The 257-nt window shown below is 73.9% G+C and carries 1 pseudogene; it reads left to right on the forward strand.

Features of this window, described 5'->3' with window-relative positions:
• Positions 1–257: pseudogene (locus tag SB771_RS35595) on the forward strand (hypothetical protein); the annotation flags it as partial.

The raw sequence follows: 257 nt of genomic DNA on the forward strand, positions 1-257 counted from the left end.
GTGGTGCCTGCGGCGGCGCCTGCGACGGTCTGCACCGGTGGAGTGGCGGGCACCGACGCCACGCTGGCGCTGGTGGGCGAAGCCGGAACGCTGACGCTATTACCCGTCACCGCAGCCACGGCGCCAGCGCCGCTACCCAGGGCCGAGCCCAGTGCACCGCTGGAGGCGCTCGCGATGGTTCCGGCGGTCGCGGACACAGTCGCCAGGCCAGCGCCGATCTGCCCGGTGCCACTCGCCAGATTCGCCGCCTTCGTGGC

This window comes from Burkholderia sp. SIMBA_051 (genome assembly GCF_046534915.1).
GTDB lineage: Bacteria > Pseudomonadota > Gammaproteobacteria > Burkholderiales > Burkholderiaceae > Burkholderia > Burkholderia ambifaria.